The sequence below is a fragment of the Paraburkholderia aromaticivorans genome (assembly GCF_002278075.1).
GTDB lineage: Bacteria > Pseudomonadota > Gammaproteobacteria > Burkholderiales > Burkholderiaceae > Paraburkholderia > Paraburkholderia aromaticivorans.
Map to the genome: position 1 here is coordinate 470246 of NZ_CP022992.1, position 19171 is coordinate 489416.

At 58.3% G+C, this 19171-nt stretch carries 22 protein-coding genes and 3 pseudogenes; 8 read left to right on the forward strand and 17 right to left on the reverse strand.

The features are described 5' to 3' along the window. Nucleotides 1-85 precede the first annotated feature (85 nt). From CJU94_RS38635 to CJU94_RS38680, 10 genes are all read right to left on the reverse strand, one after another. The gene (locus CJU94_RS38635; RefSeq protein WP_095423755.1) at nucleotides 86-1150 is read right to left on the reverse strand and encodes a dihydrodipicolinate synthase family protein; all 1065 of its coding nucleotides are present in this window, start codon (nucleotides 1148-1150) and stop codon (nucleotides 86-88) included. A gap of 140 nt (nucleotides 1151-1290) precedes the next feature. Further along, nucleotides 1291-2199 carry a 1,2-dihydroxynaphthalene dioxygenase gene (nahC, locus tag CJU94_RS38640; RefSeq protein WP_095423756.1) on the reverse strand — a complete coding sequence of 303 codons (909 nt, stop codon included), beginning with the start codon at nucleotides 2197-2199 and terminating at the stop codon, nucleotides 1291-1293. Between the two features lie 24 nt (nucleotides 2200-2223). Beyond that, nucleotides 2224-3675: an aldehyde dehydrogenase gene (locus tag CJU94_RS38645; RefSeq protein ID WP_095423757.1), complete on the reverse strand. Its 1452-nt coding sequence runs from the start codon at nucleotides 3673-3675 to the stop codon at nucleotides 2224-2226. A 48-nt stretch (nucleotides 3676-3723) separates the two neighbouring features. Beyond that, the gene (hcaB, locus tag CJU94_RS38650; RefSeq protein ID WP_095423758.1) at nucleotides 3724-4503 is read right to left on the reverse strand and encodes a 3-(cis-5,6-dihydroxycyclohexa-1,3-dien-1-yl)propanoate dehydrogenase; all 780 of its coding nucleotides are present in this window, start codon (nucleotides 4501-4503) and stop codon (nucleotides 3724-3726) included. Nucleotides 4504-4566: 63 nt separating this feature from the next. After that, nucleotides 4567-5151: an aromatic-ring-hydroxylating dioxygenase subunit beta gene (locus tag CJU94_RS38655; protein ID WP_095423759.1), complete on the reverse strand. Its 585-nt coding sequence runs from the start codon at nucleotides 5149-5151 to the stop codon at nucleotides 4567-4569. A 14-nt stretch (nucleotides 5152-5165) separates the two neighbouring features. Next, the gene (locus CJU94_RS38660) at nucleotides 5166-6506 is read right to left on the reverse strand and encodes an aromatic ring-hydroxylating dioxygenase subunit alpha (RefSeq protein WP_095423760.1); all 1341 of its coding nucleotides are present in this window, start codon (nucleotides 6504-6506) and stop codon (nucleotides 5166-5168) included. An 84-nt stretch (nucleotides 6507-6590) separates the two neighbouring features. Continuing rightward, nucleotides 6591-6905 (reverse strand): non-heme iron oxygenase ferredoxin subunit, encoded by a 315-nt coding sequence (locus tag CJU94_RS38665; protein ID WP_095423761.1) that lies wholly within the window; start codon nucleotides 6903-6905, stop codon nucleotides 6591-6593. A 10-nt stretch (nucleotides 6906-6915) separates the two neighbouring features. Further along, complete coding sequence (locus CJU94_RS38670; protein ID WP_095423762.1) at nucleotides 6916-7401, reverse strand: aromatic-ring-hydroxylating dioxygenase subunit beta; 486 nt, start codon at nucleotides 7399-7401, stop codon at nucleotides 6916-6918. 3 nt (nucleotides 7402-7404) lie between these two features. After that, nucleotides 7405-8667, reverse strand: coding sequence for an aromatic ring-hydroxylating dioxygenase subunit alpha (locus CJU94_RS38675; protein ID WP_095423763.1), 1263 nt, complete (start codon nucleotides 8665-8667; stop codon nucleotides 7405-7407). Between the two features lie 56 nt (nucleotides 8668-8723). After that, nucleotides 8724-9710, reverse strand: coding sequence for a 2Fe-2S iron-sulfur cluster-binding protein (locus tag CJU94_RS38680; RefSeq protein WP_095423764.1), 987 nt, complete (start codon nucleotides 9708-9710; stop codon nucleotides 8724-8726). A 114-nt stretch (nucleotides 9711-9824) separates the two neighbouring features. On the opposite strand from CJU94_RS38680, the gene CJU94_RS38685 reads away from it, so the two are divergent. Beyond that, a complete protein-coding gene (locus CJU94_RS38685) occupies nucleotides 9825-10772 on the forward strand; it encodes a LysR family transcriptional regulator (protein ID WP_095423765.1) in 948 nt (315 codons plus the stop codon). On the opposite strand, the pseudogene CJU94_RS38690 reads toward CJU94_RS38685, so the two are convergent. Further along, nucleotides 10761-10916: pseudogene (locus CJU94_RS38690) on the reverse strand (IS481 family transposase); the annotation flags it as partial. The gene CJU94_RS38685 and the pseudogene CJU94_RS38690 sit on opposite strands and share 12 nt — an antisense overlap. A gap of 138 nt (nucleotides 10917-11054) precedes the next feature. Between CJU94_RS38690 and CJU94_RS42115 the strand changes: the two are divergent. Next, nucleotides 11055-11375: pseudogene (locus tag CJU94_RS42115) on the forward strand (helix-turn-helix domain-containing protein); the annotation flags it as partial. After that, nucleotides 11270-11989, forward strand: coding sequence for an IS630 family transposase (locus CJU94_RS38700; RefSeq protein WP_095423767.1), 720 nt, complete (start codon nucleotides 11270-11272; stop codon nucleotides 11987-11989). The pseudogene CJU94_RS42115 and the gene CJU94_RS38700, both read left to right, overlap by 106 nt. Before the next feature lie 85 nt (nucleotides 11990-12074). Here the strand turns inward: CJU94_RS38700 and CJU94_RS38705 are convergent, their stop codons facing one another. Beyond that, the gene (locus CJU94_RS38705; protein WP_095423768.1) at nucleotides 12075-13040 is read right to left on the reverse strand and encodes a D-2-hydroxyacid dehydrogenase family protein; all 966 of its coding nucleotides are present in this window, start codon (nucleotides 13038-13040) and stop codon (nucleotides 12075-12077) included. A gap of 168 nt (nucleotides 13041-13208) precedes the next feature. Here CJU94_RS38705 and CJU94_RS42660 point away from each other — a divergent pair, with 168 nt between their 5' ends. Continuing rightward, on the forward strand, nucleotides 13209-13496 hold the full coding sequence (locus tag CJU94_RS42660; RefSeq protein ID WP_157763903.1) for a phosphate acyltransferase: 288 nt from the start codon (nucleotides 13209-13211) through the stop codon (nucleotides 13494-13496). Nucleotides 13497-13715: 219 nt separating this feature from the next. Here CJU94_RS42660 and CJU94_RS38720 read toward each other — a convergent pair whose 3' ends face one another. The 3 genes and pseudogenes from CJU94_RS38720 to CJU94_RS38725 all read right to left on the reverse strand — a co-directional run bounded on the left by CJU94_RS38720 (nucleotide 13716) and on the right by CJU94_RS38725 (nucleotide 14655). After that, nucleotides 13716-14063 carry a ParE family toxin-like protein gene (locus CJU94_RS38720; protein WP_157763904.1) on the reverse strand — a complete coding sequence of 116 codons (348 nt, stop codon included), beginning with the start codon at nucleotides 14061-14063 and terminating at the stop codon, nucleotides 13716-13718. Between the two features lie 72 nt (nucleotides 14064-14135). Then, nucleotides 14136-14189 (reverse strand): annotated as a pseudogene (locus CJU94_RS42665) (DUF7682 family zinc-binding protein); the annotation flags it as partial. Nucleotides 14190-14217: 28 nt separating this feature from the next. Beyond that, nucleotides 14218-14655, reverse strand: coding sequence for a hypothetical protein (locus CJU94_RS38725; protein ID WP_157763905.1), 438 nt, complete (start codon nucleotides 14653-14655; stop codon nucleotides 14218-14220). Nucleotides 14656-15014: 359 nt separating this feature from the next. Between CJU94_RS38725 and CJU94_RS38730 the strand changes: the two genes are divergently transcribed. After that, entirely contained in the window at nucleotides 15015-15296 is a 282-nt protein-coding gene (locus CJU94_RS38730; protein ID WP_095423772.1) for a hypothetical protein, read from the forward strand. A 72-nt stretch (nucleotides 15297-15368) separates the two neighbouring features. On the opposite strand, the gene CJU94_RS41190 is transcribed toward CJU94_RS38730, so the two are convergent. Further along, on the reverse strand, nucleotides 15369-15665 hold the full coding sequence (locus CJU94_RS41190) for a hypothetical protein (protein WP_167397617.1): 297 nt from the start codon (nucleotides 15663-15665) through the stop codon (nucleotides 15369-15371). Nucleotides 15666-15776: 111 nt separating this feature from the next. On the opposite strand from CJU94_RS41190, the gene CJU94_RS38735 reads away from it, so the two are divergent. The 3 genes from CJU94_RS38735 (at nucleotide 15777) to CJU94_RS38740 (ending at nucleotide 17357) form a co-directional block, all read left to right on the forward strand. Then, on the forward strand, nucleotides 15777-16454 hold the full coding sequence (locus tag CJU94_RS38735; protein WP_095423773.1) for a hypothetical protein: 678 nt from the start codon (nucleotides 15777-15779) through the stop codon (nucleotides 16452-16454). After that, on the forward strand, nucleotides 16447-16590 hold the full coding sequence (locus CJU94_RS41530; RefSeq protein WP_167397618.1) for a hypothetical protein: 144 nt from the start codon (nucleotides 16447-16449) through the stop codon (nucleotides 16588-16590). The genes CJU94_RS38735 and CJU94_RS41530 overlap by 8 nt, the downstream gene beginning before the upstream one ends. A 371-nt stretch (nucleotides 16591-16961) precedes the next feature. Continuing rightward, the gene (locus CJU94_RS38740; protein WP_095423774.1) at nucleotides 16962-17357 is read left to right on the forward strand and encodes a hypothetical protein; all 396 of its coding nucleotides are present in this window, start codon (nucleotides 16962-16964) and stop codon (nucleotides 17355-17357) included. Between the two features lie 375 nt (nucleotides 17358-17732). Here the strand turns inward: CJU94_RS38740 and CJU94_RS38745 are convergent, their stop codons facing one another. Further along, a complete protein-coding gene (locus tag CJU94_RS38745) occupies nucleotides 17733-18725 on the reverse strand; it encodes an IS5 family transposase (protein ID WP_095423775.1) in 993 nt (330 codons plus the stop codon). Between the last annotated feature and the right edge of the window lie 446 nt (nucleotides 18726-19171).

The window sequence follows — 19171 nt, forward strand, 5'->3', positions numbered from 1 at the left end:
CCCTCGCCCAAATCTGCGAGACTTCCAGATCAGCAAGCTTTGCTGATCTGGAGATGCCTGGCGCAGGAACTGTGCTTGATCTCACTTATTTTTCGAGCGACTCACCGTCTTGGCTGCACGCGTGCCCGGGTCTGCGGGGGGCGGCCTGCTTCAATTCCTTGCTGTACTTGGCATGCAGTGCGGCCCAGGCCTTGCCTGATTTCTGTGCGCCAGCGAGGTAGTCCTCTGGAACAAGGGTGTAGGGCGGACGGCAGGGTCCAGCCTTGAGCCACCCAGCCGCGTCCATCCGTGCCTTTTCAAGACCAATGTTGTACTTCGAGAACTCCGAGAAGTCGCCACGCGGAAACAAGGTCGCGTCGGCTGCACGCATGTCATCGGAGATGGCTTTGGCCTTGGTCCAGTCTCCGGTTTCCTTGGCCTGATCCACCGCGTCGCGCAGCATGATGGCGGTGGCCGGTCCGCACATGGAACCGCTTGACCAGAACGCGGTCATGCGCTCGGGATTGATGCGTGCGGCCGCGTAATAGTCGTCCTCGTGTGGAAGGAAGCGGATGTTCGGCGCCAATTTCAGGTCCAGGTCAAGCATCCCGATGCCCAGATACTTGGCTGTCACCACCTGCGGTATTTTGGACATTTCCGCCCAAAAGGGGCGAGGGAAGTCGAATTTGAAGGCTTCGGGGTTGGCATAAATCGCAATGGCAGCCTCTGGCACCGCCTCTGCGACATCGCGATAGAACTGGACCGCTGTGGACAGGTCCATCTTCACCCACATCGGCACGCCGAGCATGGTGCCGTTGGCGCCAATGTCCATAAACTCACGGGTCTGGCGGATGACTTCGCGGGTATTCAAGGCCGTGGTGCCGCAGAAATAGGGCACACGACCACGAATGGTCTCGACAACCGTCGAAACATAGTCACGTTTTTCCTCCCAGGTCAGCGTAGCGCACTCGCCAAAGGTGCCCATACTCAAAATGCCGTTGACTCCAGCCGCGATCAGTTCCTCAACAATGCGGGCCGTCTCGTTCAAGTCAACTGTGTGCGGACTGCGCCAGTTGGAAGCATCGGGCGTAGACGGCGTGGGCATAATGGCCCAGACGCCATGGATGTCTTCGGCGGTCAGGCGCGCCGTTTTCATGGTCTTATTCGACATGGAAAAATTCCTTGTAGGTAGAGAGATAGCCGCGAGCAGAATCGTCACAATCGGTGTAGTTGCCCCTGCAACTCAGAACACGCGGACACCGTTAAGTTGATGAGACCGCAGCGCGCCGACCCGGTGCGTCCACCAGCGTTTTAACTCAGTTTCACATCCAGGCCATATCCGGTGGCCTCGACGCCATGGCCGAAGATATCGCCGACGTAATACTCCGCTTCGTCTATGGCCGTGGCACCTCGCCACCCGGGCTCAATGAGCCAGCCCGAGGGCGTTGCACCATAGAACGTTAACGCCTTGTCGTTGGAGTGAATGCCAAGTTGCAAGGCAATGTCGATTTTGTTCCTTACGAACTGTTGGTGCGTGTAGCCCAAGTCTTCCATGTGGGTGTACTCGATCATCAGGTGATTGAGTCGCTTGGCCGCGGGCATGGCACCAAACCCAATGGAGTGATCACGGGCGTTGCAATGCATGAACGACAGTTCAGCGGTCATGCCGTTGGGCAACGGAAGGCGGTATTCGACGTCACCGCGGAAGCCCAGCAGGCTATAGAACTTATGGGCCGCCGCGACGTCGGTTTGGCGAACGATACAATGGCCCAAGCCCTGGTCGCCGGTCACAAACTTGCCGTGCAGGGGGCGACCGGAATGGAACGGGTTGTTCATGTCAATCCGGGGTCCCCAGAAGATCTCGGTCGGGTTGCCGCCCGGATCTTCTGTCTTCATCAGGCCTAGCACCATACGTTCCTGAGCCTCGGCTTGGTCGCAGACGCGGATCTTGTAGCCGGCATCAATGAGCTTTTGACCCAGAGCTTCGAATTCCGGCTTACCGGCCACACGCCAGCCAAGGTACTCCAAGTCGTCCGGGCCGTTGTGATGGACCACGATGCGGTGATGCCAGTAATCCATCCGCAGATAGAAACGGTCCTTCTCACCCTGATCAAGGACCTGCAGGCCCAGCATATTCGCGGCAAATGATTTCCACGCCTCAGGGTCCTTGACCGAGATGCCCATGTATCCGAGCTCGATGACTGCAGCGTGTTTGCTCATGGTTAGTTTCCTTGGAGTTGGTGCTTAGAAGGGATACTGCTGCTCGAAAGGTTCAATGGTCAGCCACTTGAGTTCTGTGAACTCGTCGATCACCGCGCGGCCGTCGAAGCGCCCGTAGCCGGTGTTCTTGGTGCCGCCGTAAGGGGCCTGTGCCTCGTTCTGGACGGTCGAGCCGTTAATGTGGACGGAACCGTATTGGATCGCCATGCCCACGCGCAGAGCACGGTTGACGTCGCGGCCGAATACGCCCGACGACAGGCCATAGGCGCTGTCGTTGGCAATGCGGATGGCCTCTGCTTCGCCCTTGCAACGGATCACCACGGTGATGGGACCGAAGGTCTCCTCGTCGTAGATCCGCATGTCAGATGTGACGTGATCCAGGATCGTGGCCGGCATGACCGCACCTTGGGCCATGCCGCCGCAGACGACTTTGGCCCCTTTGTCGATCGCATCCTTGAACAAACCATTGATCCGCTCGCCCGAGTTTGGCGAGACCATCGGGCCGATGATGCAGTCGCCAGTTACGCATGGGTCGCCCGCGCTCAAGCGCTTGGTCTTTTCGACAAACTTGGCGACAAATTCGTCGGCGATCTTCTCATCAACCACCAAGCGCTCGGTGGACATGCAGATCTGACCTTGGAACAGGAAGCTACCGAACACCGCTGCCTTGACCGCCGCGTCGATGTCCGCATCGTCCAGAACAATAAGCGGGGACTTGCCGCCGAGCTCCAGCAGGCAGCGCTTGAGGTGTTGCGCGGCCTTCTGCGCGATAATGCTGCCCACGCGGGTGGAGCCCGTGAAGTTGATGCGGCGGATCTCCTTGGCGGAGATCAGTGCGTCGGCGATCTCGGGCGAACGGTCAGGCGAAGAGTTGAGGTAGTTGAGCACGCCGGCGGGCAGGCCGGCTTCCTGCACGCACTGGGTGATCAGGGCATGCGTCGCGGGGCTGAATTCGGAGCCTTTGAACACCACCGTGTTGCCGCAGACCAGCGGATAAGCGATGGCCCGCGCTGCGAGCACCGCCGTGCCGTTCCATGGAACGATGCTCACAATCGGCCCGACTGGCTGACGCAGCGTCATGGAGAGCGTGTCGGGCTTGTCCGTCGGGATAGTTTCACCCTGGATTTGGGTGGCCAGCGAGGCGGCTTCCCGGAACACATTGGCTGACAGGTGGACGTTGAAGCCGGCCCAAAGGGCGGAGGCTCCCACCTCCTTGGCCATCACTTCGATGAACTCAGGTGTTTTACTTTCCATGACCTCGGCGACCTTCAGCAGAAGGCGGCGACGCTCCGAAGGTCCAACGGCCTTCCAGGACTTGAAAGCCTCCTGGGCCGCTTGCGCCGCCTTTATCGCGTCCGTCACCGTGGCGTTTGCGCTCTCAGTCATCACCTCGTCGCTGACAGGGTGCTTGCGTGCGAAGGTCTTTTTGTCACTCGAATCGATCCAGGCGTTGTTGATGAACAGTTTTGTATTCAAGGGTTGTCTCCTAAAAATCGGTCTGGTGAATCGGATTCGGCTGCAAACTCACTTGCGTCCGAGTGCCATGCCGCCGTCGATGCTGATCACGGTGCCGGTAATGAACTTCCCTTGCTCACGCGAAGCCAGCAACAGAAAGGGGGCGACCACGTCTTCTGGCTTGGCTGCAAATCCCAAAGGCGTGAGGCCTTTGATCATTTCGTCGATGCCTGGCATGTCTTTCATTTGGGTCTTGTCGAATCCGGCGCTTGCAGACCCAGACAGTGAAGTGACGGTGCCACCTGGCGCAACGCCATTGACCCGAATATGCGGAGCCAGTTCGTAGGCCAGCGCCTTGACCATGCCCAATACCGCATGCTTGCTGGCGATGTAGCCAGAACCACCACCACCGACCGCAAAGGACGAGACCGAAGCGGTCACCACCACCGATCCGTTGGTCTTTTTCAGCTCCGGCAAGGCAGCGCTGATGCCGCTGAAATAGCTCTTGACATTGATATTGAAGAGTTCATCAAAGCTACCCGCGAATTTCTCCCAGGGCTCCTCGATACTCAACATGTAATCCCAGATACCGGCGTTTGCTATGAAGCAATCGAGGTGACCAAACTTGTCGACCGTCTGCTTCACTAACTTCTCATTCACCGCGTGCTCCCGAACATCGCCCACCACAATCTGCAGGGTGTCTTTGAATTCACGGCGAAGGCCCGCCTCCTGCCCCTCATTGCGAACGAGAGCGGATACGCAATACCCGGCGGCTTTGAAAGATCGGACTAGTTCGAGGCCGATGCCGGAACTGGCACCGGTGATGGCAACAACTTGTTGTGTGCTCATGTTAGTAAATTTCTTTCTTTAAACAGTAACGGCGACCGCTGTCTAAACGGTCACCCAAAGCGGTCAGAGGAAGACCATCAGGTTGTGGGTCTGGAGGACCCGCTCTGGGTAGTCGACAAAGCGCTCGACCAATTTGAGATCACCACCTTCACTGCGCTTCCATTTGTCTTCACGAGTCGCATAGAAGACGTCCACTTGATTGCCGCGCCTGGCCCTGTGCAGAATCAGGTTGGAGCGGATGTGCATGAGGTCAGGGGCATTCGCGTCTTTGACGGCCATGACATTGGTGACGAAGCGCGTGAAGCGAACCTTCGGGCTGTTGGCCCAGTTCTGCGGATCCAGTTGATGTTCAACGCGAACTTTCAGTTGCTGAAAATTCTCGTTGTAAATGTTCACGGCCTCATTGAGCTGATAGCGGCGTTCGGAAGCGGCGCGCAGTTCGCGGGAGATGACCTGATATTGCACCTCTGGGGCCACGCAGCGCTCCAGCCAGGCCCGGTAAGCCTGAATATCCAGCAGATGCGCTTCCCGAGTCAGGAGCGTGGTGGCTTCTTGCAGCAAAGCGACATCGTGGCCGTTGAAGAATCGGTGAAATTCTTCAGCATCGTGGGCGGAGACCAGCTTGTCTTCTTGGGTATTGATCATCATGGTCGGCTCCTGTGTTACAGAACGGCGGTCTTCGTCAGTTCAACATGCCAATTCCGCGATTTACTTTCGAATTCGGCCCAATTGGAGCTGCTGATATGAGCTTGATAGGCACGGTAAAAGCCGCGGTAGCTGGTTTCGCCGATCGCTGACATGCCGACGACGCCAGGATAATCATCACCATAAACGTCCTTGCCGAAACCCAGGTTGGAAATCAGATCGCTGTTGGCAGACTGGTACTTCTTAGCGTTTTGCGACTCGGTTTCCATGTTGTCGTTGTCGTCGCTTTCCCAGAAACCGGCAGGCCCGAAAGTGCGCTGAACTGAGTCGGCCATCCGGCGCTTTAGGTCCTCGGGCATGTCTTTTTCGACAATGGCATAGGTCCAGACTTCGGTAGTGTTTTCGTCGATCGGATTCCAGACCTTAAACACCCCGGAGCAGGTCAAGATGCTGTTGTTCGGGAAAATAGTGCAGTTCAGGTGGCTGCGATAAATCCGCGCGCGAACCTCGCCAATGTCTTTGGCCAGTTTCTCCTGCTTGGCGCCGCCGAAAGCCATCAATTCCGGAACCAGGTCTGCACTGTGAACACCCGAATATGCATCCCACAACACACCGATGCCACTACCGTATTTTGATGTCATTTGCAAACCTGCCCCTTCGGGGGGCAGCACGGCGTTACCAGCAAGCGGAGTGAAGATGGACTGGCCCGAGCGCAGCGAAGAAGCGTGCGTCCAACCCACGTGGTAAGCGTCACCCACAAAGTTTTCAGCGGGAGCCTTCCAGTTGGCCTTGATCACCACCTTGCCTGGAGGGCCGACCAGTTCTAGGCCGCCGGAATGCTTGAAAATGGTTTCCAAGTACCAAGCTGCATCGCCCAAGTATTCGATGAGAGTGGGCGCCTCCTTGTCGAAACAACCGTAGATGAAGCCGTGGAAGCTCTCCACGCGCGGAACTTCCTTCAAGCCAAGGCATTTCTTGTTGATCGAGTCGCCGTACAGCGCTTTTTCAAACGGAACACTTTGTAGTTCGCCGTTGGAGCCGAACCCCCATCCGTGGTAGCTGCAAACGAAGCCTTTCGCGTTGCCGGCTTCCGCATTCACAAGTGTTTTGCCGCGATGGCGGCAAATATTCAGAAAAGCGCGAACGGTGCCATCGTTCTGGCGGGAAACGATGACATCATCGGTCCCCATTTTAGCGGTGACATAGTCGCCGGGCGAAGGAATCAGGCTGTCATGGGTGAGAAAAAGCCAGTTCCGCGCGAAGATGGTTTTCAGTTCGTGTTGGAACAGTTCTTTGTCGCCATGAATCAGGTGCTTCTGGGTCAGTCCCGATTCACTCACTAAGTTTTGGTAACTCATGCTTGCTGTCTCCTCTTGGCCAAAAAAGATGGGGTGATAAGGGTGATGATGTTCTCGGGTGCAGGTCGTTTCCTTCCCAAAGTCTCAGTCCAGTTTGAGCATCACGCGCAGGTTCTCAATCTTGACGGGGTAGGTTTTGATGTCCTGGGTCAGGGGTACGCACAGGGCTTTGCCTGTGCAAACATCAAACCGGCCCTGATGCAGGGGGCATTCGATTTCACGACCCTCGAGAAAACCATCACTCATGCGAGCGGCACCGTGTGTGCACAGGTTGTCGGTGGCGTAGATTTCGCCTTCCACTTTGTACAGCGCCAGTTCCTTGCCCTCTACGGTCACGCCGATGACGTCACCCTCTGGAACGTCAGAAGGCGCTACGGCGGCAATCCATTTTTCTGTCATAGGGCTATCTTCAAATGGGGTAAATAATGGAATTGGGGATCATTTCGCTATCGTAAATGCACATACGCGACTGCAATTTCAAACCTTCAGGGGTGCGAACGATGACGTCCCGATAAAGTCCAACGTTGAATACGGTTGACTCGCCATCGAGTTTCGTGCGAACGACCGTGTAGTTCGCTTCGGAATGAATGCGTTCGCCGGACAGGTCGCGCTCGACCTTCATGACGCGCGGCGTGCTCACGATGTGCCGTTGGTAATATGGGTCGTGGTACATGGTTTCCTTCACGCCATACACCCGGTCGCGGATCATGGCTTTGCTCTCCAGTGCTAGCAAGCACAGGGGCAGACCTTGCTCATGGTTTTCCCGTGGCTGAAGTCGATAGGTGCCGTCTTCGACGAAAAAGTCTGGCCAATGCTCCCAGTCTACCGAGTCGCACACCATGGCGTAATCGCTGTAGAGGTTGAGCAATTCAAAATAAGTCTTGAAATCAATCATGATTCACTCCCCCATCACCTTGCGCCAGTAGTCGTACATGCCACGAATCAGTGTTTCGGTCACCATATGGTCAGTATCGCCGATGTCGTGGCCACCCATTTCGATGACCGTGCGATGGGAGGGCTTCTGTTCGAATCCCTCTTGGGACCACTCAATCACTTCACCATCGTCGGCAGAGACGAAGCCAGCCGGGCCGAAGAGGTTGGCCTGGATCAGACGGCGCTGAGTCCACTCTTCGTCATCGTCTTCGAAACCGAAATGCGTCCAGACGAAGTCGAAGGATCCTTGGCCTTTGGGCTGGATATGGCGTACCGAAACGCTGTTGACTTGCTGTTGAATGATTACGCTGGGGAAAATGGTCGTCATCACAGCCGTTGGCCCGCCCCACCAGGGCTCGGGGACGATGTCGAGCAGGCGGGGGTCGTTCACCTTCATGGTTTCTTTGAAGCTGTCGACGCCGGCCACCACGTCCTCGTTCTTGCCGCCCTGGCCGCGGATGGAAATCATCGCGGCGTGCCGGAATTTGGCGTCCATCTTCAGTTCGGACTTGTTGTCTGCCCGCCAGAGGCCGAAGGTGGAAAACCAAGTGTGCAGAAGTCCCGGGTGGTAGGGGTCTTTGATGTTTTCCTGCATCAGCTTCCAGTTGCCGGGAATCCGTTGACGCCGGTAGCCAAGAATCTTGAGCTTTCGGCCGTTGAACACGCGGTCGAAGTAATGCAGGATGGTGGGGCCGAGGAATTCTTCGAAAGGTTCCACATCGTGGTCAAACGAGGCGAACACCACGCCGCCACGTGCGGCCACCTTCAGCTTGCTCAGGCCGTGCTCTTCGAGCTTGAAGTTCTTGGGCATGCCGCCGTTGACTTTGCCGTCTTGCTTGACGCCGCGCCGGAACGGCACGCCCTGCAGGTCGCCCTTGAGGCTGTAGTTCCACTGGTGATAAGGGCAGAAAAAGTCCTTGGCGTTGCCGTGGCGTTCGCGGCAGAAACGCATGCCGCGATGGGCGCAGACGTTTTCGACCACGTTCACGCCGCCATCGGGGTCGCGCACCATGATCACCGAGCGCTCGCCGATCACCGTTCGTTTGAAGTCGCCGGGCTTGGGAATTTCCGCTTCCAGTCCCACATAGCACCAGTGACCGTTGTAGAAAAAGCACTCAAGCTCGCGCTTGTACAGGTCTTCGCGAGTGTACGCCCAGAACGGCACCTGGCTGGTGCCGGGTTCGTTCCATCGAGGGTTTTCGGGAAATACGGTGTTGGCAGTGTTCATTTGAGTGTCTTCTGGATGGGCTTTGGACAGGCGGAAGTGCAGGGCCGGTGAGCGATTCAGACCTCACTGGGGTAGAAGGCATCGGCGTAAATGTGTTCGGGCGATATCCCAAGGCGCTTGACGAGGATGCAAAGCGCCTCAATCATCGCCGGTGCGCCGCACAGGTAGGCCCTCCAGCCGGCCAGCGAGGCGATGTCTTTTTCGATGGCGTCGGTGACCAAGCCAGCCCGCTGACCCTTGTCAACCCGGCCCGTTGCGATCACCGTGTGCACGGTCAGTTGAGGGTGGTCGGAGGCGAGTTGGCGCAAGCGATCGGCGTCATAGAGATCTTGTTGACTGCGCACCCCGAAATAAAGGTGGATGGGGTTCGTCATGCCCGATTCCAGCGCGCCGCGAACAATCGACAGCACCGGTGCGAGTCCGGTCCCGCCGCCCACGCACAGCATCGGTCCGGTGTGCGCCCGGCGCAGATAGGCAGTGCCAAGGGGTCCGCTCAACTTGATGCTTGCCCCTTCGCGGACGTGCTCGAAGACATACTCCGTGACGCGCCCACCCGGCACCTTGCGGATGTGGAACTCCATCTCACCGTCTTGTGGCAGCCCTGCCATCGAATAGGGACGCACGTGCTCGGGGCTGAACTGCAGTCTCGCGTACTGTCCGGGTGAAAACTCGAAGGGTTTAGCGAGGCGGACGCGGAGGCGACGGATGTCGTGAGTGGGCGACTCGACGGCGACCACCGTTCCCTTAATGATGCGCGCCGGGTGGGTGACGATTTCGTCGGCTTCCAGGATTTCGATCGCGCAATTGCCGGTTAGCACCGACTGGCAGGCGAGCACATGATGCTCGCCAATGAGGTTTGGGCGCCCGGTTTCTGGCCCAAAATCAGCGACGTCGCCGTCGATAACCCGGCAGCGACAGGTTCCGCAACGCCCCGACAAGCAGCTGTAGGAAATGGGAACGCCGTTCTCGCGAAGTACCTCGAGAAGGTTGGCGCCGGAGTCGAAGGACAGGCGGCGATTGTTCGGTTGTATGAGGAGTTCCATTGTCTGCGTCCGATGCAAAATGATGCGTTTATCAGATCATGGAGAAGGCGTTCCTGTAAGTCGATAAAGCGGTTATGATTGTCGCCATCACTGATGTGAATATTGCGAGGGGCCATGCATCTGCGTGACATCGATCTCAATCTCCTGATTGTCTTCAATCAGCTACTTATAGACGGACGGGTTTCGACCGTTGCGGAGGCCTTGGGTATCACGCAGCCAGCCGTGAGCAACGCATTGAAGCGCCTGCGCACGCTCCTGAAGGACGAACTGTTTCTACGGACAGCGCGTGGCATGCAGCCCACGCCCTTCGCGCTGCAACTGGCCGAGCCGGTCGCATACGCGCTGAATACGCTGCGCAGCGCGTTGAACCAGAACGTGATCTACGATCCAGCTACCAGCGCAAGAACCTTCACGTTGGCGATTACCGATATTGGTGAGATTTACTTTCTGCCCCATCTGGTGGAAGTCGTCACACGGCTTGCGCCTAGGGTCCGGATTAGTACTGTCCGAAATACCGCGGCCAGTCTCAAGGAGGACATGGAGGAAGGGAAGGTGGATCTGGCGATCGGATTAATTCCACAACTTCAGGCAGGAGTCTTCCAGCGGCGGCTGTTCAAGCAGCGCTACGTGTGTATGTTCCGCCGCGATCATCCTGCGGCCGATCAACCGATGACGTTAGAGTTGTTCCAGTCGCTAGAGCACGTCCGGGTCGTGTCGGCCGGTACAGGGCACGGAGAGGTCGACACTATGCTTGATCGTGCACAAGTGCGTCGCAACGTCCGCCTGGTGGTGCCGCACTTTGTCGCAGTCGGACAGATCCTGCACTCGACCAACCTTATTGCCACTGTCCCCGATCGCTTAGCCATGGTTTGCGTTGAGCCGTTTGATCTTGTGGCCGTCCGGCATCCGGCCAACCTACCCGAGATTGCTATCAGCCTCTTCTGGCATGCGCGGTATCACCGCGATCCGGCAAACAGATGGCTTCGGCAGTTAATCTTTGATCATTTTAGCGATGTTGACCTGCTCCCCGCAAACAGGGCCAGCCGGAGTCTAGGTGTTTAGTCCCGGCATTTGATGGAGCGGGTCAAGAATGAACCGTCGGGGCTCCGTTGTCGAGATCTTGCAGATATATTCATAGGGGGTAAGCCCTTTGAGAGTCTTCAGGCGGCGAGCGAAGTTGTATGCCTGGATGAAGTCGTGAAGATGGATCTCTATTGAGGTTTACTAAATCCATGACAACCGATTCTCTGCTGGCGCGTTATACGGTCATCACGTTGAAGGGAGACTCGGTTGATGGCCAAAATGGACGACGCTACGCGCAAGCGGGTGCGCGCCGGTCGCTTGATGTTGGCGGGCAAGACGCCCGCCGAAGCGGCGAAGATGGTCGGAGTGGCGCGGCAGACCGCATACACGTGGAAGGCCCGACTCGACGAAGGTGGCATCGACGCGCTTCGCGTGATGGCCACGGGGCGCCCGGCGCAATTGGATGCGGCCCAACTCGAAGGTTTGCGCGCAGCGCTGCTGCAGGGCCCGCTGGTACACGGATTCGGTACCGAACTGTGGACGCTCAAGCGCGTACGGGCGCTCATCGAACTACTGTACGGCGTTACCTTCAGCGAGGTACATGTCTGGCGGTTGCTGGGCGCCTTGGGGTTCAGCTCGCAAAAGCCGGACCGCCGAGCCATCGAGCGCAACGAGGAAGCGGTACTGACCTGGAAGCGCAAGACCTGGCCCGCGCTCAAAAAAAGTGTGCCGCCGAAGGACGACTGATCGTCTTCATTGACGAATCCGGCCTCTCGGAGCGCCCCACACGAGTACGTACCTGGGCGCCCAAGGGCTGTACGCCGATCATTCAGTATCACTTCAACTGGAAGCACGTTTCGGCCATCGCCGGTCTTACCCGTACCAACTTCGTGTTCCGCCTGCACGACGGCGCGATCAAAAGCGCGCAAATCATCGAATTCCTCAAAGCGCTGCGCGCGCAACTCAGACGCAAGATGATGATCGTGTGGGACGGCGCAGCGCAGCACAAGAGCCGCGTCGTGCGCGAGTACCTTGGCAGCACGGATGGCGCTATCCAGATGGCGCTGCTGCCCGGCTACGCCCCGGACCTGAATCCAGTCGAATACCTGTGGGCCTGGCTCAAGCGGCACGCATTGGCGAACTTCTGCCCTAACAACCTGGCCGAACTGAAGCACACCGCTCGATGCAAGCTCGAGAGCGGCCAGAAGCGCAAATCGATCATCGCTGCCTGCTGGAAGCAAGCCGAGCTTTGGTGATGTCATGATTTACGTAACTCTCAATAATGAGCGATATTCGCCGCGCGCCTGGCGCAACGCCGCGAGTTGGGGTGCGCGCGACGCGTTATGCGTTGTCCGCCGGTTTCGTCTGATCGAGCCATTCGACGATGTTTCGCACGGTATCGCCATAGAACGTTTGATACAATTCGTGCGTCACATAGCCGATGTGCGGCGTCGCCAGCACGTTGGGGTGTGAGCGCAGCGGATCGGCGAGGTCGAGTGGCTCGGTGTCGTACACGTCGATGGCGGCGCCCGCGATTTGTCCGCTATTCAATGCAGCGAGCAGCGCGTTGGTGTCCACGATCGGGCCGCGCGATGTGTTGATGATGCGGCTGGTCGGCTTCATGCTCGCCAGTTCAGCGGCGCCGACAAGACCGCGCGTGCGCTCGCTCAGACGGACATGGACCGACAGGAAATCCGACGTGGAGAAGAGCGTGTCTTTATCGACCCGTTGCACGCTCTTAGATTGCGCGCGTTCCTCCGTAAGATTCTGACTCCACGCGATCACGTTCATCCTGAACGCGCGGCCGATCACACCGACGGCCGAACCCACACGACCCAGCCCAAGCAGCCCGAGCGTCTTGCCGGCGAGTTCCGTGCCGAGCGTGCGTTGCCAGCCGCCTTCAAGCAAGGACCGATTTTCGGTCGCGATGTTACGCGCCATTGCCAGAATCATCGACCACGTGAATTCGATGGTTGGCGTGGACGAATAGCCGGTATGCGCGACCTTGATGCCGCGTTGCTCGGCCGCGTCGGTGTCGATCGCCGCGTTGGCTGAACCGGTTGACGCGATGAGTTTGAGATTCGGCAGACTGTCGATGATTTCGCGTGTGAGCGGCGTGCGTTCACGCATCACGCAGACCACGTCGAAAGGCGCCAGGCGCTCGATGACCTGCGCCGTGTCCGCGAGGTGATCGTTAAAGACGGTGATGTCCGCGCGGTCCTTCAACGGGGACCAGTCGGCCGAGTCGAGTGCGACGATCTGGTAGTCATCGAGAATCGCGATTCTGATGCGGGACGGCAAAGGCATGCTCCACTCCTTTAGGTGGAAAGACGGAGACCAAAGTCTACTCGTCGACGCGGGATCCTGCTGTTGCTTGCGCTAAGGTATGCGGGCGTTGCTAATGATCTCGGTTGTAGATAAAAAAATTCTTCAGTTGGAATGTGGCCGCAACGGAGGCTGTGACGTGCGCGCGGATTGCTTTCGCTGACGGTTATCGGTGAACTGAGGCAGGAGGAGATTCCGGGTGCAGGCGTTCTGCTGAAGGGCGGTGAAGGGGACGGGATGATATGCGGCATGGCGGGCACGACGAACCGGCACCTGCTCCTCATCGATCAGGTGATCGGCAAGAAGAAGGGCTGCAATGTCTACGCCCGATTCCGGGCTGGCATTACCTACCGATCGCCAGGCGAAGGATCGACGCGGAATTGCGGGCGTTCGCCTCGCTGCTCAATGATCGCGATCGAGATTGGGAAAATCCGGTGACCAGCGCCATGATCAAGTCTCTCGCCCTGTATAACCGACAGCGTTGGCTCTCTCTGGGTCTGGCGATCATCATCGCCGTTAGCATCCCCATCGTCATGCGGCTCGAACCGAAGTGCTCACCTCAATTGCCGATCGCCGGCGCAGTCGCGTTCGTCCTGTGCATCCGGGCGGCGCGAGGATATACGCTTCGCGCGAGGAAGAAGTAATCTGCCTGCTCGGCTAGACCAGCAAGTTGTAGTTTTCGTGCGAGAGGAACTTCAGAGGCTTGAGAGATGCCGCGTCGACCAGCAGGCGATATCGCAACCCCAGAGGGATCGAAAAATCGCCGCGTCGCGACGTCAGCATCTTCCCGCCGAGAGTAAGGGGATGTGCTCCCTGCTTGAGTCTGCCTATAACGTCCAACGCACGCTCGAGAACGGCCGGCAGATGTATTGCCGCGCTCAGGTCGATCGGCGCCTTTACGGCGGCAGCGACGAGTTTTGAGCGGTGCGCGGCAGCTTCCTCTGCGGCGCGGCGAGATTCATCCGCGATCGCAGCACGTCGTGCAGCGACTTCGGCCGCCGCCATGGCCACTGCTTCGGCGTGACGGGCCCGGCGTGCCTCTGCGGCCTTCGCCGCCATCAGTGCAGAACGCGCCTCGTCTGCGCATCGATGACAGAACTTCCCCAAGCCGGAATGGCCGCATTCGAATTTTTTTCATGGCTGAATGTGTGTGACTGCGTTACTCGCACTCTACGGTGGCGAGCCACGGCATTTCACGCGCCTTGTCTAGAGCGGCATCCTTCTTCGGCGCAGTGTCTCGATCGATCCATCGCCGTACGTTCTCGTGCCAGGTCTCGATCGAATACCACTTCACCTTGCATGCGCTTCGCTCAACCACCCGGACAGGATGCGGGCGCGTCTCATTCTGCGGCAGGAACAACACGAGCTCCGAGGTTGCCGGCATCATCGACTTTTCCTCGTGGAACAAGTACGCGAAGTCCGGTATTGCCGGCTCGTCCTGCACTAGCGCCGGTTCGACTTCAGGCGTGCCACCTGCAGGAGAACTCGCCGGGAATCCATGCAGAACCAATATGCGAGCCAGAGCAGCCAGCGGGGAAAGCGTTACCTGGTTTGGTCCAGACAGAGGGATGTTTCCGGAAAGTAGTTGATTCAGCATTCATTCTCCAATGCAGCCGGCAAGCGCGATCGCGCGGGATGTGCCCGTAAATTACGGCAGCAGATGCCGATTATTTAGGGCCATTGCATGTAGTCCAATTCCAAGGCAACCTGACGTCCTAGAAGGGTTGTATTCATTCTTAGTTCGATACTTCCTGACGAGAACGCAAGAGCTGCTTCCTGCCATGAAGGATCTGTATAATCGGTCGTGATTCGACCTATCGGCAACTGGGCCGCAACCAGCCAAATTGGCCTCTGGCCATGAACTTCCGACGCCATCACGGCGTCACTCACATCAACCCATACGGGGCATTCTGTCCCGATGGGCGTCTGCTTCGTAATTCCCAGGAGCAGCTACTCATGTACGACGCAAAAACTGCAACCGACTACGTCAAGGGGGCGTTCCCCTACAAGTTCGACAGGATCGAGGTCACCGGCGGCGTGTTTTCCGGTCCCCCGTCCGGCGATTATCTGACGGCCGATTTTCAGCGCCCTCGCGAGCCCGTTTCCTTTTGTCTGCTGGGCGAATGGTATTGCGACTACCCCAGCGGTCCTCATTTGGGCGTCTTGGCCCACATGGTCGCTGAGATCGTCGGTGGCGGTGGATTCTACGGATTGGCGGGTGCCCGCCGGATCTCATAATTGCCGATTCAGCAGTGGGCGTGTGATAGCTGACGTCCACGTCGCAAGGTGATTGCGGATCGGCACTGCAATTTATTTCCTGACAGGAAGTTTTTCGCCTATATTTAAGGCGTTTTCAACGGTAGCTGGACCCAAACCCAGCCAGTACGGCAGCTGTATCGCCGTCATCCTTTCACACCACTCTGGTGTTTTACCCTCGCGGGGCTTTCGTCCCGGAGGGGCGTCTGCTTCGCGGCCCTCAAGGAGCAGACCATGCCTTTCATGAACGTTGTGCAATGCGATCGCTGCGGCCATTCCCGCCGTGAGGTATCCAACGGGGATTGCCGTCACCACATCGAACGCCTGACCGGCGACCATTTCGACGCTCATTTCGGACCGGCCGACAGGAAGATCCGCAAGTCGTCCAAGTGACTGTTCACATGATCCCCTGCGGAGCACGCCCGCCAGGGCTAGTTCCGCTGAATTCAAGGAGCAGTCACCATGGACGGTATCCAGTATCGTAACGGCAGTGCGATCAAGCACTTTCTGTCCGCATCGGCTGCAATCAGCTATGCGGCCAGGAACGAGATCGGGGATTACAAGCTGCGCGAGGTCACGAAAGATGCAATCGTGAACGTCGCGCTCGAATGGACCCCGGATCCTTCCAAGATCCGCGAGCAGGAATATCCGCAGATATTCGATCTCAACCCGCACGAGCGGAGAGGGATGGAACTGCTCGCGATTTCGAAGCATCGCGGCTGGAGTCTGTGTCAGCACGATCCATGGCTTTACGAGGGGACGCTTGACGCTCTCTCACGCTACGTGCTCGTGCAGGCCTGCGCGATGATTCAGTTTCCGTACCCAATCGGAGACGAGGACAAGCGTCGCAAAGCTAAGCTTGACGCGATGATCTTCGCGGATGCGAACCCGCTCACGACACGTCGTGTGGGCAGCTTTTGCTTCGCGTTGTGTCCGAGGGTCGTGTATTTCACGGCGCCCCGCCATGCGGCTGGGTGGGTGCGCGGCGATGTGGCCACGGAAATCATCGAAATGATCCAGTGCGACGACGGCGAGCAGCTTGACATCGTTCTGAAGGCCATCCCCGTGAACGGCGGTCCCCGCGATTTCACGGGGGTGGTCAAAGCAGCACTCGATCAGTTGGAGGTGACGTATGGCTGATCCGAAGCTCACGCCGGCAGCGGACTGGCAAACCCAGGTCCGAGGTGCCAACGACGACGAGTATCAGATCTACGTTGCCAACGCAATCGCGTTGGGCTGGACGGTCAAGACCTACGACGAATGGCTCAGCAGCTAAGCGCCCGCGGTCTCTTCAGTTCACCAGTGTAGGGCAGGAGATTCCCTCGGGCACCTCCTGCCGGGTGTCTCGACACATCGATTGAAGTGTCGAACATGCGGCCCGTGGCGCCCCGTTTCAGGGGCACCACGGGCCTTTTCCATTTGCGGGTATGCCTATTTTGGGCAGTGACGCTCCGCGTCGGCAGGTTCTTGGACGTAACTAATGTCCCCGCGGCTCTAAAGCTGTACGGGGGGATTCTCCGCTAACTGGTTTTGAATTCCTCGTTGCCGCCCATTGAAAACGAGGGCGTGGTCAGGATAATGGCTCAATCGTAGGTTTCGAATGGCAGGGGAGGATATGTGATCGAGATAAGACGCCGGCGGCAAGGGATGTTCGACGTGGTGTTCGGCCTGGAGGAGCTGGAGGATCTGCTCCGCAAGCATGGCTGCGCCGATGTCGTCGATATCGATTCCGGCATGAAACTGGAAGTTCATGACGTCCACGGCCGGATGACGGTGTTCTCGCCCGGAGCGATTTCGAGCATCTCGGCTACAGCGGCAACAGTCATCTCGATGGCCAGCAAAGGGAAATTCGTTCAACGCACAGGGAGGCCCATACCGCTGCGATCCAACATCGATATCGAGCGCGTCGATCAGGTCGTGGTCGTGATCGATCGGGACGAGGGCGGTGCAGCGTCACAAACGACATTCTCGCCGTGGTGGATCATCTTCTGCGCAACGGGCACGTCCGCGAGGACGACGCGTTCGTGTACCGCGACAGTATGAAGGTCTACGACGGCGTGCAGGTGATCAACGGTGTGTTCGGTCGCTTCATTGCGCTGCAGGAAACCGATGCGATGCGGGCCGTTACCCTTCTCCGCGAGAAGATGTGACCACTTCGTAGCAAGTAGCCTCCCGCTCCCTGAAGCGGGCTCCCCAGATAAATTCCCCGGGGAATCAGGAAGCGCGTGGCAGATTCGAATAGGGGCGATTCGCCATTGCTGCATACCAAGGGTCTTGCTTTCGTGAAGCGCCTTGCTAGGGAAACGCTGATCAATGAGCCGATCGCCGTTGGTTTGGCGTATGCGGCTCGCGTTTTTTCAAACGGACAGGCCGTTGAGGCGAATTCCGGGCCCCGCGCGACCCCACTTCCTGCTTTTTCTACACACCAGACGGACTGCTCCCATGGCATGACCACAGCCGCTTGCGCGCGATCACCAGGTTCGCCAGCGCGAACAGGCTGAACAGTTGCGCCGTGTTCCTGGCCAGCCCCCTGTAGCGCACCTTGCGATGCCGGAACAGGTTCTTGACGACATGGAACGGATGCTCGACCCGCGCCCGAATCTGCGCTTTGGTCCGCTCGGCTGCGATCACCAGATCTTTCAGCGCGCCCTCGGTCATCGCCTTGATCTTGCCGCGCTTGAGCGCCACCTGCCACTTCACCGTCTTGCCTTTCATCTCATCGCGCTTGTCCACGCCGGTGTAGCCCGCATCGCCGAACGCTTCGAGTTCGTGACCATGCAGCAGGGCATGGGCCTTCGATACATCCGACTCGTTGGCCGCCGTGGTAACGACGCTATGCACCAGACCCGAGTCGGCATCGACACCGATGTGCGCCTTCATGCCGAAGTGCCACTCATTACCTTTCTTCGTCTGATGCATTTCCGGATCACGACTCTTCCCGCCGTTTTTGGTCGACGACGGCGCTGCAATGATCGTCGCGTCGACCAAGGTGCCTTCCTTCATCAACAGCCCGCGTTCGCACAGCGAAATACCGATCTCATCGAACAGCTTGCGCGTCAGGTCATGCTCGAGCAGCAGGCGCCGGAATTTCAGCAGCGTGGTCGCGTCAGGCACGTCTTCAACCGCCAGATCGATGCCGGCGAAGCCACGCATCGCGATGCTGTCGTACAGCGCGTCTTCCAGACCTTCGTCCGACAGGCCGTACCACTGCTGCAGAAAGTAGATTCGCAGCATCCGCTCCAGACCGATCGGCGGGCGCCCGCGCTTACCCTTCGGGTAGTACGGCTCGATGGCCGCCAGCAAGCGCGACCAAGGCACGAGTGTCTCCATCTCGTCCAGGAAGCGCTGACGCCGGGTCACGCGCTTCTTGCCCAGGCTTTCCGCTTCTGCAAAACCGATCTGCCGCTTCATGAGCTTGGCACCTTTCCGTGAGTTTCCTTCTATAACGCCTTCGGCCCAGTCAGCGATGACCACCGAGACGAATTGATCAGTGTTTCCCTAGCCTGAAGGGAACAAGCATTCCTGGGGAAAATGATGAGCGAAAAAGATGCGGTCGCCGTTTTGGGTGATAGAGCGCATAGTGCAAGTGATATCGAGCAAGGTTCGCCTGCTCCGAACAGCCAAGCCAAAGTCCATCCGTTTGCTCCCGGCGATCGGGTGCGCGTCTCCGACGACGTGAAAACTAGATATTTCCCTCAGTCGGAGCACGCCCGCCGCGCCGGGTGGACTGGTACCGTAAATTCCCAGTGCTGCCGCCCCTTCGAAGATCACGTTTATGTGGACTTCGACTTGCGACCGCGGCAAAGACGTCAGCGTCTCAAGGAGTTCATGGACGTCCGGGACCTCGAGTGGGCGCC